The 3998-nt window shown below is 69.0% G+C and carries 5 protein-coding genes and 1 pseudogene; 4 read left to right on the top strand and 2 right to left on the bottom strand.

Going from position 1 to position 3998, the window contains the following annotated elements:
• A pseudogene (locus RT567_RS14470) lies at positions 1–217 on the top strand (murein biosynthesis integral membrane protein MurJ); the annotation flags it as partial.
• On the opposite strand, the gene RT567_RS14465 reads toward RT567_RS14470, so the two are convergent.
• Positions 212–715, bottom strand: coding sequence for a hypothetical protein (locus RT567_RS14465; protein WP_313576965.1), 504 nt, complete (start codon positions 713–715; stop codon positions 212–214). The pseudogene RT567_RS14470 and the gene RT567_RS14465 sit on opposite strands and share 6 nt — an antisense overlap.
• A 250-nt stretch (positions 716–965) precedes the next feature.
• Between RT567_RS14465 and trpS the strand changes: the two genes are divergently transcribed.
• The 3 genes from trpS to RT567_RS14450 are packed head-to-tail and all read left to right on the top strand — an operon-like array spanning position 966 to position 3231.
• Positions 966–2003: a tryptophan--tRNA ligase gene (gene trpS / locus RT567_RS14460; RefSeq protein ID WP_313576964.1), complete on the top strand. Its 1038-nt coding sequence runs from the start codon at positions 966–968 to the stop codon at positions 2001–2003.
• Between the two features lie 5 nt (positions 2004–2008).
• Complete coding sequence (locus RT567_RS14455; RefSeq protein WP_313576963.1) at positions 2009–2734, top strand: GNAT family N-acetyltransferase; 726 nt, start codon at positions 2009–2011, stop codon at positions 2732–2734.
• Positions 2735–2766: 32 nt separating this feature from the next.
• Positions 2767–3231 (top strand): OsmC family protein, encoded by a 465-nt coding sequence (locus RT567_RS14450; protein WP_313576962.1) that lies wholly within the window; start codon positions 2767–2769, stop codon positions 3229–3231.
• Positions 3232–3238: 7 nt separating this feature from the next.
• Here RT567_RS14450 and RT567_RS14445 read toward each other — a convergent pair.
• Positions 3239–3998 (bottom strand): NAD(P)/FAD-dependent oxidoreductase (locus tag RT567_RS14445; protein ID WP_313576961.1); only part of this gene is annotated, 760 nt, incomplete at its 5' end.

The following is a 3998-nucleotide window of genomic DNA, read 5'->3' as shown; positions in this document are numbered from 1 at the left end:
GGCGGTGGTCGGCGCCGCGTCGTGGGCGCGGCCCGTGCTGCAGGCGCCGGTCGCGGACCTGCTGGCGATGGCGGGGTCGAACCATGGCGCCAAGGAGATCACCCTGCTGCTGGTCGTGGCGGCGGGCGGTCTGGCCTATGTCGTCCTGGCCTTCCTGACGCGCGCCGTGACGGTGGCCGAGGTCAAGGGACTGGTTCGACGCTCGGCCCGGTCATAGGTCCAGCAGCACCTCCAGCGCCTTCTTGAACTCGACCAGACCCTGTTTGGCGCCGAGGGCCGCCGTCAGGGATTCCAGCGGCCCGTCGATGGCGGCCAGCGTCGCGCGCAGGGCGCGGCGATAGAGAGACCAGCCTCGGCTCATGCCCGGATTTCGGCTGGGTTGGGTGGCGACGACCTGACGATAGGTCGCCAGGATGGCCAGCATCTTGAAGCGCAGCGCCTCGCCCTGAAGGCGGTGCTCGACCATGGCCGGGGCGGTGAAGTCCGCCTCGTCGACCAGGGCGATCAGGGCGTCGATATCTTCCAGCGCCAGGAGCCTGGCGGCCAGGAAGGCGTCGTCCAGCACTGGGTCGGCGGGGTCGCCGCCGCTGGTCAGGATCAGTGTCTCCCTGAACTCGGCGATCATGTCGATCAGGTGGCGCAACAGCGCCAGCATTCGCGTCAGCGCCTGGCGAGAGTCGAAACTCTCGGGCGGGGCGACTTCGAACTCGTCCATGTCCTTCCCTCCATGCCGATGGAAGAGGAGGCTAACATCGTTCCGTGATCGCGGCGACGCGCGAACCGCCGCAGGAGTGTTGCCCTTCGCGGCCCGAACCGATAAGCGCGAGGACATGGCGCTTTCGGGACGAAAACTCGCTCACGGACGATGGCGCGGCTGACCTGCCGCCTCGTGCCTTCGCACGCCTGCCTTTCGCGCGGGATGACGCGCGCCGACATTCGCCTTTCGATTTCCGAGATCCATCATCATGACTGACCAGACTCCGGCTCAATACACCGGTCCGCGCCGCATCCTGTCCGGCATCCAGGCCTCCGGCGCCCTGCACCTTGGCAACTACCTGGGCGCGCTGAAGCGCTTCACCGAACTGCAGGAGACGGGCGCGCCACTGTTCGTCTTCGTCGCCGACATGCACGCCATCACCGTCTGGCAGGAGCCGGAGAAGCTGGCCGCCCAGACACGCGAGATCGCGGCGGCCTATCTGGCCTCGGGCCTCGATCCGGCCAAGGCGGTCATCTTCCCGCAGTCGGCCGTGCCGGCCCATGCCGAACTGGCCTGGATCTTCAACTGCGTCGGCCGTCTGGGCTGGCTGGACCGGATGACCCAGTTCAAGGAGAAATCGGGCAAGCACAAGGAACGCTCCAGCGTCGGCCTCTACACCTATCCGGTGCTGCAGGCGGCGGACATCCTGCTCTACAAGGCGACCGAGGTGCCGGTCGGCGAGGACCAGAAGCAGCATCTGGAGCTGACCCGCGACATCGCCCAGAAGTTCAACAACGACTTCGGCACGCCGGGCTACTTCCCCCTGCCCGACCCGCTGATCCAGGGGCCGGCGACGCGGGTCATGTCCCTGCGCGACGGCGCGGCCAAGATGTCCAAGTCCGATCCGTCGGACCTGTCGCGCATCAATCTGACCGACGACGCCGACACCATCGCCAACAAGATCCGCAAGGCCAAGACCGATATGGAGCCGCTGCCGGAAACGGTTGAAGGGCTGGAAGGTCGCGCCGAGGCCAAGAACCTGGTCGCCATCTACGCCGCCCTGGCCGACACGACGCGCGAGGCCGTCCTGGCCGAGTTCGCGGGCCAGGGCTTCGGCGCCTTCAAGCCGAAACTGGCCGAACTGGCCGTGTCCTCGATGGCGAACGTCACGGCCGAGATGCGTCGCCTGATGAACGACCCGGCCGAGATCGACCGCGCCCTGGCCTCTGGCGCCGAAAAGGCGCGCGAAATCGCCGAGCCGACCATTGCCGAGGTCAAGAAGATCGTCGGCTTCTGGCAGGGCTGAGCCGAATGGCGCACCCGCTCGACCGTCCGGTCTGGAACGCCCTGTCGTCCGCGCGTCAGGCGTCCCTGGCCGTGGGCGCGGGCGGGGCGCTGCGGCTGGCGCCGGGTTACGGCGTCTTCGTCGCCAGCGTCGATCAGTCGCCGGAAAGCCTGGCGGCCGTCGCGGCGCTGGAGCAGCCCGAGGGGCTGTTGGCCACGGTCGAGGCAGAGCGCACGCCCGTCCCGCCCGGCCTGGCGGTGCTGAAGGAAGCGGTGCTGACGCAGATGGTTCTGGTCGATCTGACGCCTGCCAAGGCGCGCGACATCGCCATCGAACCCCTGACCGAGGCCGATGCGCCCGCCATGCTGGCCCTGGCGACCCTGACCGAGCCGGGGCCTTTCTTCGACAAGACGCACCGACTGGGCGACTTCTTCGGGGTCAAGCAGGACGGGCGGCTGCTGGCCATGGCGGGCGAGCGGCTGAAGCCGGACGGCTTCACCGAGGTCTCCGGCGTCTGCGCCCACCCCGACGCGCGCGGGCGGGGTTATGCCGGAGCCCTGATGCGGGCGGTGATCGCGCGCATCCTGGCGCGCGGCGAGACGGCCTTCCTGCATTCCTATGCGGATAACGCCGGGGCCATCGCCCTGTATCACTCGCTGGGCTTCACTATCCGGGCGCAGATGCAGATGCGGATGCTGACCCGAGGCGATCTGGCCTCGGGCGATCTGGCGAAACCCGCTGAGGGCGCCTAGCTTAGCTTCGACCTTTTGTTTCGGAGCCTGTCATGAGCCAGCACGTCGCCGTCGTCGAATGGAACCGGGGCGATCAGCCCTTCAGCGACAACAAATACGGACGCGGCCATGACTGGCGCTTCGACGGCGGCGCGGTGGTGCGCGGTTCGTCGGCGCCCTCGCCCATGATCCCGCCGCCCCTGTCGGAAGAGGCGGCGGTGGACCCGGAAGAGGCCCTGGTCGCCGCCCTGTCCAGCTGCCACATGCTGTTCTTCCTCGCATACGCCCGCAAGGACGGCTTCGTGGTCGATTCCTATCGCGACGATGCGGAAGGGACGCTGAGCAAGGACGAGCGCGGCAAGATGTCGATCACCGAGGTGGTGCTGCGCCCGGCCGTGACCTGGTCGGGCGACAAGCAGCCGGATGCGGCGGCCATCGCCGACCTGCATCACCGCGCCCATGACGTCTGCTACATCGCCAACTCGGTTCGCGCCGAGGTGAAGATCGAGCCGCGCTGAGCCTCCCTTAGGCCGTCTCCTCTTCGATCAGGGAGCGGAAGGCGGCGTAGGCGGCGGTCATGCCGTCCGTCGTCGCCAGGGTGATGTTGCCTGCGGGGCGCGCCAGGTCGCCGGCGGCGAAGACGCCCGGCTGGCTGGTTTGTTGCTGGGCGTCGACCTTGACGATGCGACCCATGGGGGTGTCGGTCATCTCGCAGCCCAGGCGCTCGGCGAAGCCGCCGGACTGCCGCACATGGGCGCCGACGAAGACAGCCTTCAGTGGGATGAAGCGGCCGTCGATCAGTCGCGCCCCGGTCAGGGTCGGGGCTTCGCCTTCCAGCCGTTCGACGGGTGTCGGTTCGATGGTCACGCCGCGCCGTGCCAGCACGCGCGCGTCGTCTTCGCTCAGGCGCGCCGGGTCGATGAACAGCACGGCCTCGCCCCATTCGGCGACGACGCTCGCGTACTGGACCGCATGGTCGCCGCGCCCCAGGACGCCGATCGGCCCGCCGCCGACCTCATAGCCGTGACACCACGGACAGTGCAGGGCGGTGCGGCCCCAGCGTTCCTTCACGCCGGGCAGGTCGGGCAGGACGTCCTCGACCCCGTGGGCCAGGATCAGGCGACGGCCCGTGGTGCGACTGCCGTCGGCGAAGGCGACTGAAAATCCGCCGTCGATGCGCGTCGCGTCCACCGCCTCGGCCATGCGGAAGGCGGCGGTGGGATAGGCCGCGACCTGGGCGCGGGCGGCGGCGGCGATCTCTGAGCCCGGACGGCCGTCGTTGCTC

It is taken from the genome of Brevundimonas sp. (assembly GCF_032107865.1).
Lineage (GTDB): Bacteria > Pseudomonadota > Alphaproteobacteria > Caulobacterales > Caulobacteraceae > Brevundimonas.
This window is presented reverse-complemented; position numbering and strand designations above follow the sequence as displayed.

Excerpts from the sequence above, each read along its gene's own strand:
- trpS (WP_313576964.1), top strand. The coding sequence starts at position 966 with ATGACTGACCAGACTCCGGCTCAATACACCGGTCCGCGCCGCATCCTG.
- RT567_RS14450 (WP_313576962.1), top strand. The coding sequence starts at position 2,767 with ATGAGCCAGCACGTCGCCGTCGTCGAATGGAACCGGGGCGATCAGCCC.
- RT567_RS14455 (WP_313576963.1), top strand. The coding sequence starts at position 2,009 with ATGGCGCACCCGCTCGACCGTCCGGTCTGGAACGCCCTGTCGTCCGCG.
- RT567_RS14465 (WP_313576965.1), bottom strand. The coding sequence starts at position 715 with ATGGACGAGTTCGAAGTCGCCCCGCCCGAGAGTTTCGACTCTCGCCAG.